The following is a 16,366-nucleotide window of genomic DNA, read 5'->3' as shown; positions in this document are numbered from 1 at the left end:
CCGGCGGCTGGACCGGCGGTCGAAGCGGCGGCCTGACGGTCCGTCGCCTCCGGCTCGCCCTCCGCGGGGCCCCGCTCCCCCTCCGCTCGCCTCCTGTTCATCCGCCACGCCCTGTCGGGCCGGGGGACGGCCGGCTACGCTCCGGACGTCCGGCGCGTGCGTGCCGAGGCCGGGGGGCGGCATGACGGTGGTCGACGGGGGCGGGAACGACGGCACGGCGGGTGACGGCGCGCCGGACGGCGGGGCGGTCCCGCCCTGTCCGCGCTGCGGCCGGGCGGACCGGGTGACGGGTGTGCCCGCCGCCCACCTGGAGGCCCGGGCCACGCGCCGCGAGGAAACGGACGCCGGGCCCGACGGCCGAGCGACGGTCACGACCACGCGCAGGGACGCGGCCCTCGCCCGCGCCCTGGCCCCGCACCCGCCCGAGCCCGAGAACGGCGGGACGGCCTGTCTGGGCGCGAGCCTGCTGTTCGCCGCCGCCGGGACGTTCGTCTGGTGGCTGGTCGCGGCGAACCGCTACCACGTGGCGGCCGCCCGGCGCGCCGCGACCGCGGGCCTCGGCGACCACCCGGCCCCGGAAGCCCCCCTCCACCCGCTGGTGGGCACGGTCTCGGCGACCGCGTTCGCCCTCGGCCTGCTGGCGATCGGCGCCTTCCACATCTCCCTGGCCTCCTGGCGCCGCCGTACCCGGACCGGCCGGGCCGCCGCCGACCGGGTCTGGTCCAAGGGGTGGTACTGCGCCCGCTGCGGGTCGGTGCACCACGCCGAGGGCCCGCCGTCGACCCTGTACGAGTTCCGGGTGAGGGTGTGGACGGCGGGAGGCTGGGCGAAGTCCATCCCGAAGCACCCGCTGTCGTGACGGCCCGCCCCGACCGTCGCGGGCGCCGCCCTCACCGCGCCCCGGCCCCCCGCGCGGCGATCCGCCGGTCCAGCGCGCGGACCGCGCCGCGGAAGGACTGCCCGAGTCCCGGGCGGGCGGCGGTCAGCGCCAGACGGAACGCGGCCGGGCCGTCGGCGGCGAACGTCCACCGGACGCGGGCCCCGCCCTCGTCCGGGCCGGCGTCGCCCGCCTGCGGGCCGTGCTCCGGGGTCAGCCGCCAGTCCTCCAACAGGGCCCGTACGCCGGGCAGGTTGGTCTCGTCGACGCGGTAGGAGTACCGCCGTCCCGGTTCGCGGGCCATCACGGTCTCCCGGAACCGGACGCCGCCCACCAGCCGGATCTCCCGGCCCGCGCCGCCGCGTGTCGGCCGGGCCAGCGTGATCGCCCGGAACCACCGCGGCCAGCCCGTCACCTCCTGCGCGAGGGCCCGGTACACGTCCTGCGGGGAGGCGGCGACGAGGGCCTCGAACTCCAGGCGCACGGGCGCGGCGGCGATGAAGTCCAGCTCCACGGGGCGGAGTCGGCGGGCCATGGTGGAACCCCCTGGGATGCGGTGCGGATGGGTGGTGTGGCGCGGTGCCGGGTCACCTTAGCCGGCGTTCCGTCAGTTGTCCGCACCGCCCCGGGGATCGGGCGGCGGATCCGGCCGGGGGCCCGACCGGGGCCCGGCGCGCGGGCCGCGCCGTCACGCGTACGGGGTCTGGGCAGCGCCGGCGCGGCACGGGATCCTGGTGGAGCCGCCCAGGCCCTGCCACTCCCCACGTGCGGAGGCTCCGATGTCGGATCCCGCCGGCGAACCCTCCCCGTTCCCCGCTCCCTCGCCCTCCTCGTCCCCTTCCCCCTCCGCCGGGTCCGCCCCGCCCCTCGCCCTCGAACTGCTGGTCCACGGCGTCGCCGGTGCGCCCCCGGGGGAGTTGCTCGGCGATCCGCACCCGGTCCGGGTCGGCGGGGACTCCGTCGCCGCCCTGTTCCGCCGGGCCGAGGACGCCGACGCCGAGGCCCGTCCGGAGCGGTACGCCGACCGGCCCGTGCCCGAGGCCTACTGCTGGTCCCGCCTCACCTCCGGCAACGGCGCCCGCGCGCTGTGGCTGCTGCTCCTGCCCTTCATGGTCGCCAACCTCGCGCACTGGGCCCGCCCCGCTGCCGGGCCGGGCGGGGCGCCGGCGCGCGCGGTGCGCGCGTACGGGCTCCTCGTACGCCTGCTCGCGCTCAGCCTCACCGTGCTGCTGGTCGCCGCCGCCTGCGAGGTCGCCCTCGACCTCCTGGCCTGGCAGTGCGCGGGGAACACCGCCTGCGCCGGCTCCCGCTCCGGGCTCGGGTTCCTCGGGCCCGACGGCCGGTGGGGACAGCCGGGGCGGCGTCTGGCGCTCGCCGCCCTGGTCCCGGCGGCCCTGACGGGGCTGCTCTGGTACCTCTCCAACCGGACCTGGAGCGCCTACGAGTCCCAGCCGCCGCCCGCGTCCGGAGCCCCGGACCCCGAGGCGGACGACGCGGCCGACGCCGACACCGACGGCGACGGCCGCGGTCCCGCGCTCGGCCGCCCCGGGTTCTGGTACGGCCGCCGGATCGTGGCCCGGCTGCGCGCGGCGCACACCGCCGCCGGACTGCTCACCGTGGCCGCCGCGGTCGCCGCCCCCACCGTCCGGCACGACCGGGGCGCCCCCGACACGGGCGCCGCCCTCCAGACCGTCGGCTGGACCGTGCAACTCCTGATCGTGGCGGGGGCCGTCACCGTCGTCGGCGTCGTCTGCCGGCGCGGCCGCACCGAGGCGCGCCCCGACCACCGACTCGACCGGGCCGCCGTGACCCTGCTGCCCGGCACCGCCCTCGCGGTCCTCGCCGCCGTGCTCCTCTACGCCGCCTGGCCCCGCCCTCATTGGACCTCGGCCGGACGGCTCCCCGGCGACTTCGCGTTCGGGGCGCTGATGTTCGGGCAGGGCTGCTGCGTGCTCGCCCTCGCGGCCTGCGCGGCCCGCCTGCACCGCGCCGGCCGAGGACACCGCGCCGGCCGAGGACACCGCGCCGGGCCGGGCTCCGGCGCGGCGCTCGGGGGCCTGGGCGGGCCCGCCGTGGCCCTGCTCGGCTGCGCGCTCGGCGGGGTCATGTCCGGGGGCGTCGCGCAGCGCGTCGCCGACTGGCTCGACGGGGGAGCCACCCCCGGCATGGCCGGAACCCCCCTGCCCGGGCCGCCCGTGGTGCTGTCCTGGCAGGCGGCCGTCCTGCCGCCGTTGCTGCTCGCCCTGACCGTGCCCGCGCTGTGCGTCGGGATCCGGGCGGTCCGGACCGGCCGCCGCACCGCCGCCGGCGTGGCCGCCGCGTACCCGGGCGAGCGGCCCGACCCCGCCCGCAGCCGACGCATCGCCGCGGCGCGGGCCACCGCCGGACTCACCGACTCCGCACCCTGGTTCGTCGGGACGCTGTGCGTCCTCACCCTGCTCCTCGGCGCGGGCGCCCTCGCCGGCGCCCGCCTCACCGGACAGGTGCCGGGCGAGGCGGCGCGCGGCACCCACCCGCTCGTGGAGGGTGCCGCCCGCGCGGCCCAGGACACCGGCTCCTGGCTGATCGGCCTCGGCATCGCCCTGTTCGTCGCCTGGGGCCGCCGCGCCTACCGCGACCCCGCCGCCCGCCGCACCATCGGCATCCTGTGGGACGTCGGCACCTTCTGGCCGCGCGCCGCGCACCCCTTCGCCCCGCCCTGCTACGCCGAGCGTGCCGTCCCCGACCTCACCTGGCGCATGACTGGCTGGACCGCCGAGACCGGGGGCCGGCTCGTCATCTCGGGCCACTCCCAGGGCAGCGTCCTCGCGGCCGCCGCCGTCTGGCAACTGCCGCCGCGGACGCGCGGCCGCGTCGCCCTGCTGACGTACGGTTCGCCGCTGGCGCGGCTCTACGGCCGCTGGTTCCCCGCCTACTTCGGCCCCGGTCCGCTCGCCGCCCTCCACCGGGACCTCGACTGCTGGCGCAACCTGTGGCGGGCCACCGACCCCATCGGCGGACCCGTCGCCACCACCACCACCACCGCCGGCGGCCCCGGCGCCCGCGTCGACCGGGGACCGCTCGCCGATCCGCTCGCCTACGGCCGCAGCGTCCGCCATCCGCTGCCCGCGCCGATCCTCGGGCACGCCGACTACCAGGCCGATCCGCTGTTCACCGTCGAACGGGACCTGCTCCTCGCACGGTTGGCCGCCGCCGCGCGGGGCGACGGGGCGCCGGGGCCCAAGGAACTCCCCGGTCAGCGGATCAGCGGGGCGCCGTCACCGGAGCCATGTCCGCCGCGTCCGCCGGACCCGTCGACGTCATCGGCGTCCCCGCCGCCACCGGCAGGTCCGGCAGGTCCGGCAGGTCCGTCGGGAACAGGAGGGTGAGCTCGTCCGTGCTCGGATCGGCCAGCTGCGCCACCCGCCCCGCGTGCCGCTCGACCATCGACTCGAACGTCTGCCGGGCGGTCCGGCCGTTCCCGAAGGCCGGACCCTTCGGCAGCCGGGTGAAGTACCCCAGCAGGGCCCGAGCCGTCCCCTCGCCCAGCCGGTACTCGTGCTCCTCCGCCTGCTGCTCCACGATCCGCAACAGCTCCTCGGGGCCGTAGTCCCCGAAGGTGATGGTCCGGGAGAACCGCGAGGCCACCCCCGGGTTGACGGTCAGGAACCGCTCCATCTCCGCCGTGTACCCGGCGACGATGACCACCACGGCGTCCCGGTGGTCCTCCATCAGCTTCACCAGCGTGTCGATGGCCTCGCGCCCGAAGTCCCGCCCCGAGTCCTCCGGAGCCAGCGCGTACGCCTCGTCGATGAACAGCACCCCGCCGCGCGCCCGGTCGAAGGCCTCCTGCGTACGGATGGCGGTGGAACCGATGTGCTCCCCGACCAGGTCCACCCGGGACACCTCCACCAGGTGGCCGCGCTCCAACGCCCCCAGGGAGGCGAGGATCTCGCCGTACAGCCGGGCCACGGTGGTCTTGCCCGTGCCGGGAGCGCCGGTGAACACCAGGTGCCGGCGGACCGAGGCCGCCTTCAGGCCGGCCCGCCGCCGCCTGCGGCCCACCTCGATCATGTCGGTCAGGGCCCGCACCTCGCGCTTGACGCTGTCCAGCCCGACCAGCGCGTCGAGCCGACCCAGCACCTCGCCGGCACCGGGGGCCGCGCTCTTTCCGGCCTCCACGACGGGAGCGGGAGCGGGCGCGGTCGGGGGCAGGTCGGTGGCGCGCGGCGCGGGCAACGGCCGGTCCGCCGCGGCGCCCGACGCCGCCGTGACCGTACGGATCCCGGGACGCTCGCCCGACGGGCCGCCCGCGGGGGCGGCGCCCGCGGCCTGGGAGGCGAACCGCGGGCCGGAGCCGTCGGCGGTGCACCCCTCGGCCCGCGGGCCGTCCTCCGAGAACTCGTAGCCCCCGCGCGCGCAACGCTCGGTGTGGCACCGGTCCAGGGCGGTGCGGCAGCCGTCGATGACGTGGAAGCCGAAGCCCGAACTGTCGCTGACCCGGCATTCCGTGAAGGTGCCCCGGCCGCCGGCGGACACGTAGAAGCCCGCTTCGGCGGGCGAGGTCACCGTGCACCGCTCCAGGACCGGATCGGCGCCCTTGGTGACGATCACCCCGGTCTGCACGGCGTCGATGACGCAGTCGGTCATCGTGCCGCCGCTGCCGTGGTCGCGGAACCAGGCGCCCGTGCCCGCCTCGCGGATCCGGCAGTCCGCCACCCGGGCCGTGGCCCCGTCGCTCACCGACACGGCGGTGTTGCGCACCTGGGAGAGGTCGCTGTCGACCACGTCGGCCCGCGAACCGCGGTCCAGCACGAACACCGCGTCCGGAACGTCGCGTACGCGACAGGCCTCCAGCGAGGCCGTCGCCCCGTCGCTGATCCACACCGCCGGGTAGTCGCCCGTGCTGTCGTGGATCTCGCAGGACTCGGCCTCGACCCGCGTACCCGGGTCCCACACCGACAGCCCGTTGCGCCCGAAGCGGCGGACCGTGGTGCGGCCGAGCGTCAGCACCGAACGGGCGCGCAGGTCGACGGCGTTCTCCGGGATGTCGTGGATGTCGCAGCCGGTGAGGGAGAGGACCGCGTCGGTGTCCAGGGTGACCCCGTCGGCCGAGGCGCGGTGCACCGAGCAGTCCGTGAGGCTCGCCGTGCCGCGCGCCGCGATCCGCACACCGGCGCCGTTGATCTCGTACACCTCGCAGCCCAGGGCCTCCAACCCGGAACCCTCGCCCGTCACGGAGATCCCCGCGCCCGTGGCGTGGTGGACGCGGCAGCGCTCCAGCCGGGGGTGTCCGCCGTGCACCGCGACCCCGGCCTGACCGGCCGCGACCACCTCGCACTCCTCGAACACCCCTCCGCCGCCGTCGAGGACGAGGATCCCGACCCCGGCGGGGTTCTCCACCGTGCACCGGCGCACCAGCGGGCGGGCCCCGCCGCGCACCTCGACGCCGGCCGACGAACGCGTGTGCACGCGCAGGTCCGTGAGCTCCGGCGAGCCGTCCTCCACGAGCAGCGCGGGCGCCGCCCGGTCCGCCCCCTCCAGGTACAGGTCCCGCACGACGGCCGAGGCGCGCACCGTCAGCGCCACCCCGTCGAGCGGGGCGATGCGCACGGATCCGGCGACGCTCCCCTCGGGCCCGCGCAGGGTGACGGCATGGCGCAGGACCAGGTTCTCCCGGTAGGTGCCGGGGGCGATCGACAGCACGTCGCCGTCGCCGGCGACGGCCAGCGCCGCGCTCAGCGTCGGATACTCACCGGAGCGACGCCGCCACCGCGAGGCCCCGCCGTGCGTCAACTGGACCGTGCCCTGAGCCATGGTGCGCTCGTGCCCCCACCCTCGTACTCGTGTTGCCTGAGCGGCCGGAGCGACCGGAGCCGTTCACAGCCGCCGAAGGGGCCGAAGCGGCCCCACGGGTCACGGTAGCGCGCGCGGGGCCGGTGAGTGGCCAGGTCAGCTGCCCGCACCCGCCCGACCCCAGTCGGGCCCGGCGGCGGCCCACGCGCGGTCCAGGCGCGTGTACCGCCGATGCATGAGGCGTCGTACGACCAATCGTCGGACCGTCTCCACCAGAGCCGCCGCCGTCAGCGCGGCGGCCAGGCCGGCCACGCCCGCGTGGAAGGACGCGGAGGAGGGGTCGAGCGGTTGCCCGACGAGGCGACCGCGGATGTCGGTCCATATCCGGAACCGGTCGCCGGGGCGCGGTGGTTCCTCCGCCGCCGGCACCGTCCCCTGGTGACTGCTGCCGTCGGGCGCCGTCCAGGAGGCGACGATCCGCGTCCGCTCCGGGGACTGGCGCTGCGCCGACGGGTCGGTCGCCGATCCGGCGACCGCGCCCGCGGCGGGCCGGACCACCACGGCCGGCACGAGGTAGCGCTCGTGCCGCTGCTCGCGCGCGGCCCGCTGGAGCGTCCCGTCCACCTGGAGGCTGGCGACCCAGCCGACGGCCGGAGCCACCAGCAGGAAGCAGACCAGCGCGGCGAACGCCACCCACGCTTCGAAGAGATCGGTGCGCCGGCGCAGCGGGTTCCGCCGCCACCGCCACACTCCCATTGCCGTTCGCACCGTCCGGCTCCCCCTGCCGCTGCGAGTCACTGGTCTGCCTGCGCGTCCTAGCCTTCCGCATGCCCGGTGGACGCGCATTCCGGGACGCGCGGACGTCCGTCACCCGATCCGGTGCACACGCCCCGGGGCCGGTCACACGTCCTGATCGCTGCAACGGCCCCGCCCGGTCCGTTGGTTCCAGTGGACACCCGGAGCCCCCCGAAGGGGTGATCCGGCCCGCCGTGGTCAAGGCGTGCCCGAGCGCTCCTCCAGCCGGGGGACCCCCGGCCGGGCCTTCCGTCCCGTGTGCCCCGTGTGCCCCGTGTGTCCGGTGCGTTCGGATGCGGCGTCCGTCGACGGGACGCGACTACTCCAGGATCCGCACCTCGTCGCCCACCCGCACCGTGCCGGGGGTGACGGGCACCAGCTGCCGCCCGAAGGCCAGCGACTTCCCGATCCGGCGGTGCTTCGCCAGGGTCTTCAGCGGTTCGCGCCCGCGCTCGGCCGTGGCCTGGTCGGTAGTGGTCACGACGCAGCGACCGCATTCGCGGACGCCGCGGAAGACGGCGTCGCCGATCGCGATGCGCCGCCAGTGGTCCTCGGCCCAGGCCTCGGCGCCGGCCACCACCAGATTGGGGCGGAACCGGTTCATGGGCAGGGGGCCCTCCTGCGGGTCGTCGCCCTCGGCGATCCACGTGTTGAGGGCGTCCAGCGAGGCGAGGGTGGCCGCCAGCAGCGGGTAGCCGTCGGCGAGGCTGACGGTCTCGCCGGGGAGCGCGTAGCGCGGGTCCACGGGGCGGCGCACGGCCGGATCGTCCATGTGCACCAGGCGCGCGGGCACCCCGAGGTACGCGCTGAACCAGTCGGCGGCGGCGGACGCCGCGACCACGGTTTCGACCTTCTTGCCGAACAGGACGACCGGCTCCAGTGGGCCCGGTTCCGGCACCTCCACGACCAGGTCGGGCATGCCGGGCGCCGACAGGGCGACGCCCCCGCCGTCCAGCGGACGTGCGGAGGCCAACGCCAGCCGCGCCTGCTGGCGTTGCGTGATGACCGCGCCCTCGGTGTCGACGACGGCCCAGCGCCGGTCGCCGGCCGGCCCCCACGGCTCCACGAACGCCTCGTCGGGTGCGGTGCCGGCGAGGGACTTCACGGGGTGGACGTGGAGGGAATGGACGTACAAGTTCGGCATGGGGGCATTGTGACAGCCGCCCCGCCCCCGACCCCAGGGTGTTTCGCGCAGGGCACACAGGGCCCCGCGCGTCACGTCACGTCAGTAGCCGCGGCCCTGGTGGCCCCGACCGTACGGATCCTCGTACGAGGGGACCTGCGCCGCGGACGCCACGGGGCGCGGGGCGGCGGGGCGCATCGCCTCGTAGCCGCCCGCGGCGACCGGACGGGGCTGCTGCGGCTGGGGCTGCGGCACGTACCCGACGCGGGCCGGCACCGGCTGCTGCTGCGGGATGTACGGCGCCGGCGCGTGCTGGAGGGGCATCGGCATCGGCATGCCCATCGGCGCGGGCATCTGCTGCTGCGGAGCCTGGTGCTGGGGGTACGGGTAGCCGTACCCCTGCGCCTGCTGCTGGGGCATGGCGGGCGGCAGCGCGGGCAAAGCGGAAGGGAGGGCCGGCAGGTAACCACCGCTCGAGTAACCGGCACTGGGCGACTCGTAGGCGGCCGGAACGCGGATCGGGGCGATCTGCGGAGTCCCGCGTTCGGCGACGAGGGAGTCGTAGATGGGGGTGTCCGGGAAGGAGGGCGCGGAGTAGTAACCGCCGCCATAAGTGGAGCGGGGGGAGGTCATGGGACCTAAGTTAAGCCCACGACTTCACGGGGTCCATAGCGAGGTGCCGTCAACCCCGCCCTGACCTGCATATTCCCAGGTCAGCGCCACACCTTTCACCAGACGTTCACGTGCACGATTCGCCACTTGCGCACCGGCTTGTTCCTACTCGTGCTCACCGGTTGGTCGTTACACCCTGTTGTCGTCGACGCGTCGTCACGCCCGCGTGACCTCGGATGACGTACGCACGGTGACCACCCGCGGGTTTCACGCGTCGCCGGGACGGGCATAGGTACGGCCCTTCCAGGCCGCCCCCCGCCCCCGGTAGTGCCGCACCGCCGAGTCGACGGTCATCAACAGGTACAGCAGCGCCGTGAACGGAAGCAGCGGGGCGAGCGCGGGGGACCGGCGGTGGTAGCGCAGCATCGGCAGGTACGTCCCGGCCATCAACAGCCAGGCGAGCGCGCCGGCCCACGCGAGGGCGGCCCGCCCCGAGGCGAGCCCGACGAACAGGGCGACCGGCGGCACGAGGTACACCAGGCACAGCCCCGCCACCGTCCCCGACAGCAGCGACGGCCGGTGGCGCAGTTGCGCGTACGCGCTGCGCGACACCATCCGCCACAGGTCCACCAGCCGCGGGTACGGGCGCACGCTGTCGACCCGCTCCGCCAGCCCCAGCCAGATCCGACCGCCCGCGTCCTTGACCGCGCGGGCGAGCGACACGTCGTCGATGACGGCCTGCCGGATGGAGTCCGGGATCCCGGCGCGGACGGCGACCTCGGTGCGCAGCAGCACGCAGCCCCCGGCGGCCGCGGCGGTGCGGGAGGCGGGCCGGTTGATCCGGCGGAAGGGGTACAGCTGGGCGAAGAAGTAGACGAACGCGGGGACGACGAGCCGCTCCCAGAAGTCGACCACCCGCAGCCGCGCCATCTGCGAGACGAGGTCGAGGCGGGCGGAGGTCGCGGCGGAGACGAGCTCGCGCAGGCTGTCGGGCTCGTGGGCGATGTCGGCGTCGGTGAGCAGGAGGTAGTCGGGTTCGTCGGCGTGGGCGCGACGGGCGTGGGCGATGCCGTACCGCAGCGCCCACAGCTTCCCGGTCCAGTCGGCCGGCGGTTCGCCGGGGGAGGAGAGCACCATGAGGGGCAGCCCGGGGTACTCGGAGGCGAGACGAACGGCCAGCTCGGACGTGCCGTCCGTGCTGCCGTCGTCGACGAGGACCACCTCGGCCTCACCGGGATAGTCCTGGGTGAGCAGGGAGGGAAGGCTGTGCGGCAGCACCTCGGCCTCGTCCCGGGCGGGCACCACGATGGCGACGGACGGCCAGTGGGCGGGCGCGGTGCGCGGGGGGAGGCGGACGTCGGTGCGCCAGAACATGCCCTGGGCGAGGGTGAGCCAGAGCCAGACGGCGAGGGAGGCGTAGGCGGCGACGAGGAGGAGGCCCATGGCGGCAGTGTGCCGAACGGCGTGGGCGCTGTCGCGGACGCGGCGCTCACGGCGCGGCCGGATCGGGCGGCGTTGTGGGGATGTTTGTACCGATTCGTTGTGGTGCTGCGGGGTCGGTGCGCTGGGGGGTGAGGGGGGCGTCGATTAAGGTGACCAGGTGAAGATCGCGCTCATGGACTCGGGAATCGGCCTCCTCGCTGCGGCCGCCGCGACGCGTCGGCTGCGGCCCGACGCCGATCTGCTGCTGTCGTCCGACCCGGACGGCATGCCCTGGGGGCCGCGCACGCCCGCCGACCTCACCGAGCGCGCCCGGGGCGTCGCGCGGGCCGCCGCGGCCCTGCGTCCCGACGCCCTGATCGTGGCCTGCAACACCGCCTCCGTGCACTCCCTGGAGACCCTGCGGGCCGACCTGGAGCCCGACATCCCCGTCATCGGCACCGTCCCGGCGATCAAGCCCGCCGCCGCGGCCGGCGGCCGGGTGGCGATCTGGGCCACCCCCGCCACCACGGGCAGCCCGTACCAGCGCGGTCTGATCCGCGAGTTCGCCGCCGGCGCCGCCGTCACCGAGGTGCCCTGCCCCGGACTCGCCGACGCCGTCGAACACGGCGACGAGGAGGCCGTCGTCCGGGCCGTGGCGGCCGCCGCCGCCCTCACCCCGTCCGACGTCACGGACGTGGTGCTCGGCTGCACGCACTACGAACTCGTCGAGGAACCCATCCGGGCCGCCATCGCGGAGCGCGCCGGGGGAGCGCAGCCGGTCTACCACGGTTCCGCCGAGGCCGTCGCCGTCCAGGCGCTGCGCCGGATCGGCGTCGCCCCCGCGCCCGAACTGCCCGCGACGGGCACCCTGACCGTGCTGCTCAGCGGACGCCCCTCCGCCCTGCCCGCCGCCGCCCTCGGCTACGCCGAAGGACGCCTCGTCGCGCAGCTCGCGCACGACGCCGCCGTCGGCCGCTGACCGGGGACCCCCACCGCGCCGGGGGGCGCGGGACCGCCGGGGAGGCCGCCCGGCGAACCGCCCGACCACCCCGTTCCGTCGCAGGCCCCGCGCTCCCATACTGGGCGCATGATGGCCTACGCCAAGCACCTTCCCGTCGGCGTGAAACCGGCAAGTGACGTACGTGCCTGGGGAGTTCCGGAGGGGCAACGGTGGCGCCGGGCGCTCGTCCCGATCATCTTCGCGCCCCTCGGCGGGAGTTGGTTCCTCGCGATCCTGGTGGCCGTCGTGCTCGCCCTGGCCCCGTGGGCGGGAGGCTCGGCGGACGCGGTCGGAACGACCTGGAACGACCACTTCCTGACGGCCCTTTCGGTGGTCCTGCCGCTCTGGTACCGGTACCTGCCGGTCGCGGCCGCCGTGTCCGCCGCGGCGCTCCTCGCGCGATCGGCGCCGGACCTCTCCTCCGGCCGGGTCGACGTCCTGCTGCCGGCCGCCCTGTCCCTGTGGGCGCTGACGGGCGCCCTGCTGCGCCTGTGGTCCCGCCGCCGGCAGGAGCGGATCGCCCGCGCGGCGGCCGGTCCGGCCCGCTTCGCGCCACCGGACCGCATGCCGCGCGGCCACGACCGCCGCGGCATGCGCGCCGTCACCGGCGGGGCGTTCCTCTGCCTGGCCGGGGTCGGCGTCCTCGTCGACGGGATCGTCGAGGACCTGACCGCGCACGGAACCGCCCTCCCGTACGACGCGGTGGGCCAGCAGACGGTGAGCCTGGCGCTGCTGGCCGTCGGGACCACCCTCCTGGGGCGGGGCTGGAGCGCCGACCGGGCCTCGCGCCGCCCGTACCGCGAGGGCCTGCCCGCGCTGGTGGTCGGCGTACGGGCCGCGCCGTCCGGGCACCTGTGGCTCTACCCCGACGCCGACGACACCACCGGCCGGCCCCTGATCTCCTGCCGCCCCCGCGAGGACGACACCCTGGCCGGGGGGCGGCTCCTGGCCGGTTGGGCCGACGGGAGGCCGGGGGCGGGGCTGCACGACGTCGACGCCCTGCGCGAGCCCTTCGAGGCGGTGTTGTACGGGGAGCCCCGCGAGGGCGTCGAGATCGTCCTGGAGTACGCCGTCCACGACGGGTCGGGCTCCGGCATCCGCGCCTGCGTCACGGCCGCGCCCCTGTCGCCGCGCCGGCGCCACCGGCTGGGCCCGTGGACCCCGGCCGGGATCTCCCACCGGGCGGTGAGTCGGGTGCGCGAGCGGGAGGAGTGGGAGTCGAGCCGCCGCCGCAGGGCCACCCGCGCGACGGCGACCGGCACCGCCGCCGGCACCGGAACCGGGGGCGGGTGCGGCGGCGACGGCGGCTGCGGCGGAGGGGGTTGCGGCGGCTGCGGCTGCGGCTGATGCGCCCCCCGGCGCCGGCCCTCGGCCCGACCGGGCGCGAGCCGCCGCGCCAGGGTCCGCAGCGCGTCCGCGTCCAGCACCCGCCCGTCGAACCCGGGCAGCGGCACGTGTAACGGGGCCGTCCAGGCGGCGGGAACGTCCGCGGCCCCGTACACCGCCCCGGCCAGGGTTCCGGTCACGGCCGCGACGGTGTCGGTGTCGCCGCCCAGGTCCACGGCGGCCCGTACGGCCTGCGCGAACCCGGACGTGGTGCGCAGCGCCCACACCGCCGAGCCCAGGCAGGGCCACACGGCCCCGTTGAACTCGGTGGCCCGGTCGGGGTGCCAGGCGGGGTCGAGGACGACGGCGTACCGCTCGCGGTGCCCCGGGTGCACGGCGTCGAGCACGCCCGGCAGGGCGGCCACGGGGTCACCCCCGTCCAGGGCGATCCGTACCAGCTCGTGGAGGACGGCCGTGCCCTCCCAGGCCGCCCGGTCCCCGTGGGTGAGGGCCGCGATCCGCCGGCCGGCGTCCATGGTCGCCTCCCGCCCGGCCGGGGCGAAGTACACGGCCGAGGTCGAGGCCCGCATCAGGGAACCGTTGCCGGCCGCCCGGGCGTTGACCTGGAAGTGCAGCGCCGCGGCCAGGTCCCAGGGCGCGCCACCGCTCAGCACGTCCTCGGTCTGGAGGCCGATGTCCTTCGGCGATCCCGCCGCCCAGCGCCGGAACCGCGCGAAGACGTCGGGCAGGTCGAGCCCGCCCCGCTCCAGCAGGGATTCGCCGACCAGGACCGCCATCTGCGTGTCGTCGGTGGCCTCGCCCGGGTCCCAGCCGCCGCCGGCGCGCATCTCCGCGCCGCGCTCGGACAGGGCCCCGGCGGGGCCGAACTCGTAGGGGGCGCCCAGGGCGTCGCCCACCGCGGAGCCGAGGACGGCGCCCTCGGCCCGGTCGAGCCGGGTCGGCGTACGCGCGGTCACGCGGCCGGTCCGGAGCCCTCGGGGCACACGGTGGCCAGCAGGGCGTGTGCGAAGGCGTCCGGGTCGTCGAGCCCGGCCGCGGCCAGGGTGTGCGGGGTGCCCGCCAGCAGGTGCGGCACGGCGCCGTGCAGGGCGAGCGTCAGCGCGCGGGCCCGGTCCTCCCCGGCGGGCAGTCCGGCGGCCGCCAGCAGGTGTCCGTACGCCGCGAAGTCCGACGCGGCGATGGGGTCCAGCAGGTCCGTGAGCCAGGGGCGTCGGCCGGCCTCGGTCCGGAGCTCCAGGTACGCCAGTACGCGCGTGCGCCCCGGCCCGGCGACGTCGCGCAGCAGGTCGGCGAGGAAGGTGGCGAGTTCGGCCCGCCCGGACGGCCCCGGGCCGGATCCGGCGAGGCGTTCGGACAGCTCGCGGTACCGCTCCAGGCAGCGCTCGGCGACGGCCCGCAGCAGTGCGTCGCGGGTCGGGAAGTAGTTCTTGGTGGTGCCCACGGGCACCCCGGCGGCGGCGTCGACGGCGCGGTGGGTCAGTCCCCGACCGCCCGCCTCCGCGAGCACGCCCATGGCGGCGTCGCACAGCCTGCCCCTGCGGTCATGGTTCACGTTGCCAGCATAACCACACCCGTGGTAACACGGGTGTGGTGCCCATCGGGGATGGCGAGCGGGCGGAGGCGTGCCATGGGAGCCGTGAACAGCGGGGTCGGGACGGGTCGGGCACTCGTCGTCGGTGCGGGGGTCGGCGGGCTGGCCACCGCCGTCGGGCTGCGCCGGGCGGGCTGGTCGGTGACCGTGCTGGAAGGGCGGACCGCCCCCGAGCGCTACGGCACCGCCTTCGGCATCCACCCGACCGCGCAGGGCGCCCTGGACCGCCTGGGACTCGGCGACGCCCTCCGGGAGCGGGCCGTGCCGTACCGCACCGCGCACATCCGTCGCCCCGACGGCCGCGTGCTGGCCGCGCTCCCGCTGGAGCGGATCGAACGCCGCGCCGGCCGGCCCGAGCTGCTCGTCTCCCGGCCCCACCTGATCGACGCGCTGCTCGCCGAGCTGGAGCGGCTCGGAGGCCCGCGCGTCGGCTACGGACACCGCGTCACCGACCTCGCCGCCCGGGAGGACGGGGTCGACCTCGTCGTCGGCGCGGACGGCATCCACAGCGCCGTCCGCGGCGCCCGCTTCGACGCCCGGCTCGGCGCGCGCTCCCGGGTCCGCGCCGTGGGCACGACCGCCTGGATCGGCATCGCGGACTTCGAGACGTCGATCCACGGCGAGACCTGGGGCGCGGGCCGGTTCTTCGGCATGACCCCGGTGGAGCCCGGCCGCACCAACTGGTACGCGACCGTCCCCGCCGGCGCCACCACCCCCGACGAGGTGCGGGCCGCCTTCGCCGGCTGGCACGACCCGGTCCCGCGCCTGCTCGCGCGCACCGACCCGAGCACCTGGATCCGGTACGAGATGCGCCACCTCCACCCGGCGCTGCCCACCTTCGTCACCGGCGGTCGCTTCGCCCTCGTCGGAGACGCCGCCCACGCCATGACCCCCAACCTCGGGCAGGGCGCCTGCACCGCCCTGCTCGACGCCGAGGCGCTCACGCGGGCCGTCGCCGAACACGGAGCGACCGGGCTCCCCGCCGCGCTGCGCGCCTACGACACCGAGCGCCGCCGCAGCGCGCAACGCGTCGCCTTCGGCTCCCGGAGCCTGCACCGGCTCGTGACGACCCGCCGACCCGCCCTGCGCGACGCCCTGGTGCGGCTGCTGCCCGGCTGAGCGGCCGAGAGGGAGGACGTCGGGCCGGTGACCTGAAGTTTGGTCGAGGTCGACGGGGGAAGGCGCCCCGTGCCCGAAGCGGCACGATGCGCCCGAGTGGCGTAGAGGCGGTGGCGTCCATGCGGAAGGTGAGTACGCTGCTGGACATGACGGCGCACCCCCCGGGTCCCCTGTGGACCGGCCGGGCCTCCAACCGCGCGCAGTGGCTGCTGGCGGTGGCCGGTGCCGCCTGCCTGGCGCTCGGGATCGAGCTCGCCGTCGACCACTCCTGGAACGGCGGCATCGTCGCCCTCCTCATGGCCGTGATCGGCTGCCTCGCCGCCGGCCTGCTGATCCTCTTCGGAACCCTCGCCTTCGTGCACGTGGCCGTCACCATCGACTCCGAGTCCCTGACCGTGCGCTGCGGCCACATCGGACTGCCGCGCCGCACCATCCGCCTCGACCAGGTCGTCTCGGCCGAGTTCGTCCCGCGCATCACCCCGCAGCAGTGGGGCGGCTGGGGCTGCCGCTGGCGCCCCGAGAAGGGCACCGCCGTGATCGTCCGGCGCGGGGAGGGCGTCCGGCTCGGCCTCGGCGACGGCAAGGTGTTCACGGTGACCGTCGACGACGCCGAGAGCGCCGTCCGCGTCCTGCGCGCGCACCTGCGCGCCCTCGCCCGCTGACCGCCACGTCGCCTCCTTACCGGTCCTCGGCGTGCGGGGACGT

12 protein-coding genes and 2 pseudogenes are annotated in these 16,366 nt (G+C 76.6%); 6 read left to right on the top strand and 8 right to left on the bottom strand.

Going from position 1 to position 16,366, the window contains the following annotated elements:
• The first annotated feature begins 181 nt into the window (after window positions 1-181).
• Window positions 182-859: a hypothetical protein gene (locus AB0D01_RS08065; RefSeq protein WP_363054219.1), complete on the top strand. Its 678-nt coding sequence runs from the start codon at window positions 182-184 to the stop codon at window positions 857-859.
• A 31-nt stretch (window positions 860-890) separates the two neighbouring features.
• Here the strand turns inward: AB0D01_RS08065 and AB0D01_RS08060 are convergent, their stop codons facing one another.
• Window positions 891-1,412: an SRPBCC family protein gene (locus tag AB0D01_RS08060; protein WP_363054218.1), complete on the bottom strand. Its 522-nt coding sequence runs from the start codon at window positions 1,410-1,412 to the stop codon at window positions 891-893.
• Between the two features lie 244 nt (window positions 1,413-1,656).
• Between AB0D01_RS08060 and AB0D01_RS08055 the strand changes: the two genes are divergently transcribed.
• Window positions 1,657-4,245 (top strand): hypothetical protein, encoded by a 2,589-nt coding sequence (locus tag AB0D01_RS08055; RefSeq protein ID WP_363054217.1) that lies wholly within the window; start codon window positions 1,657-1,659, stop codon window positions 4,243-4,245.
• Here AB0D01_RS08055 and AB0D01_RS08050 read toward each other — a convergent pair.
• From AB0D01_RS08050 to AB0D01_RS08030, 5 genes and pseudogenes are all read right to left on the bottom strand, one after another.
• Window positions 4,208-6,673, bottom strand: a pseudogene (locus AB0D01_RS08050) (right-handed parallel beta-helix repeat-containing protein); the annotation flags it as partial. The gene AB0D01_RS08055 and the pseudogene AB0D01_RS08050 overlap by 38 nt on opposite strands.
• Window positions 6,674-6,808: 135 nt before the next feature.
• Window positions 6,809-7,420: a hypothetical protein gene (locus tag AB0D01_RS08045; protein WP_363054216.1), complete on the bottom strand. Its 612-nt coding sequence runs from the start codon at window positions 7,418-7,420 to the stop codon at window positions 6,809-6,811.
• Window positions 7,421-7,766: 346 nt separating this feature from the next.
• Window positions 7,767-8,591 (bottom strand): MOSC N-terminal beta barrel domain-containing protein, encoded by an 825-nt coding sequence (locus AB0D01_RS08040; protein ID WP_363054215.1) that lies wholly within the window; start codon window positions 8,589-8,591, stop codon window positions 7,767-7,769.
• 81 nt (window positions 8,592-8,672) lie between these two features.
• On the bottom strand, window positions 8,673-9,203 hold the full coding sequence (locus tag AB0D01_RS08035) for a DUF6643 family protein (RefSeq protein ID WP_363054214.1): 531 nt from the start codon (window positions 9,201-9,203) through the stop codon (window positions 8,673-8,675).
• Between the two features lie 246 nt (window positions 9,204-9,449).
• Window positions 9,450-10,625: a glycosyltransferase gene (locus AB0D01_RS08030; protein WP_363054213.1), complete on the bottom strand. Its 1,176-nt coding sequence runs from the start codon at window positions 10,623-10,625 to the stop codon at window positions 9,450-9,452.
• A gap of 157 nt (window positions 10,626-10,782) precedes the next feature.
• Between AB0D01_RS08030 and AB0D01_RS08025 the strand changes: the two genes are divergently transcribed.
• Both AB0D01_RS08025 and AB0D01_RS08020 read left to right on the top strand, forming a co-directional pair.
• A complete protein-coding gene (locus AB0D01_RS08025; RefSeq protein ID WP_363054212.1) occupies window positions 10,783-11,583 on the top strand; it encodes an aspartate/glutamate racemase family protein in 801 nt (266 codons plus the stop codon).
• A 108-nt stretch (window positions 11,584-11,691) separates the two neighbouring features.
• Complete coding sequence (locus tag AB0D01_RS08020; protein ID WP_363054301.1) at window positions 11,692-12,951, top strand: hypothetical protein; 1,260 nt, start codon at window positions 11,692-11,694, stop codon at window positions 12,949-12,951.
• A 74-nt stretch (window positions 12,952-13,025) separates the two neighbouring features.
• Here AB0D01_RS08020 and AB0D01_RS08015 read toward each other — a convergent pair.
• Together AB0D01_RS08015 and AB0D01_RS08010 are read right to left on the bottom strand one after the other, a co-directional pair.
• A pseudogene (locus AB0D01_RS08015) lies at window positions 13,026-13,907 on the bottom strand (ADP-ribosylglycohydrolase family protein); the annotation flags it as partial.
• Window positions 13,904-14,503, bottom strand: coding sequence for a TetR family transcriptional regulator (locus AB0D01_RS08010; protein ID WP_363054211.1), 600 nt, complete (start codon window positions 14,501-14,503; stop codon window positions 13,904-13,906). The gene AB0D01_RS08010 and the pseudogene AB0D01_RS08015, both read right to left, overlap by 4 nt.
• 75 nt (window positions 14,504-14,578) lie before the next feature.
• On the opposite strand from AB0D01_RS08010, the gene AB0D01_RS08005 reads away from it, so the two are divergent.
• Together AB0D01_RS08005 and AB0D01_RS08000 are read left to right on the top strand one after the other, a co-directional pair.
• Window positions 14,579-15,661 (top strand): FAD-dependent monooxygenase, encoded by a 1,083-nt coding sequence (locus tag AB0D01_RS08005; RefSeq protein WP_363054209.1) that lies wholly within the window; start codon window positions 14,579-14,581, stop codon window positions 15,659-15,661.
• A 146-nt stretch (window positions 15,662-15,807) separates the two neighbouring features.
• On the top strand, window positions 15,808-16,323 hold the full coding sequence (locus AB0D01_RS08000; RefSeq protein ID WP_363054208.1) for a hypothetical protein: 516 nt from the start codon (window positions 15,808-15,810) through the stop codon (window positions 16,321-16,323).
• The last annotated feature ends 43 nt before the right edge of the window (window positions 16,324-16,366 follow it).

The organism is Streptomyces sp. NPDC048606, assembly GCF_040650855.1.
Classification (GTDB): domain Bacteria; phylum Actinomycetota; class Actinomycetes; order Streptomycetales; family Streptomycetaceae; genus Streptomyces.
Note: the sequence above shows the minus strand (reverse complement) of the source record. Positions and strands in the feature narration are given on the sequence as shown.